1 pseudogene is annotated in these 377 nt (G+C 72.7%); it reads right to left on the bottom strand.

Annotated features, from left to right (window positions below):
• Positions 1–377, bottom strand: a pseudogene (locus R1101_RS29140) (hypothetical protein); the annotation flags it as partial.

Raw genomic sequence — 377 nt, 5'->3', positions numbered from 1 at the left:
GGGCGGCCACCGCGGGCCGAGGCGAGGAAGGCGGCGCGTTCGCGGGCCTCGTCGGTGTCGTAGACGTCGACAGCGGTCGCGATGAGTGCGACGTCGGCGACCTTGGACGGTCCGGTCTCGGTGCCGGCGCCGGTGCGGTCGAGCCAGCCGGTGTCGGCGGAGGCGTCGATCACCTCGGGGCGATCGAGCAGATCGAGCAGGAACGACTTGGTCGTCGTGCCGCCGTCGAGGACGACGGTGGTCTCGCGCAGAGCGGTGCGCAGGCGGGCGAGCGCCTCGTCACGGTCGCGGCCCCACGCGATGATCTTGGCGACCATCGAGTCGTAGTCGGGCGGGATGACGTCGCCCTGGGCGATGCCGGTATCGACGCGCAGGCC

Origin of the sequence: Rhodococcus sp. R1101 (genome assembly GCF_000278445.1) — a bacterium.
GTDB lineage: Bacteria > Actinomycetota > Actinomycetes > Mycobacteriales > Mycobacteriaceae > Rhodococcus > Rhodococcus gordoniae.
This window is presented reverse-complemented; position numbering and strand designations above follow the sequence as displayed.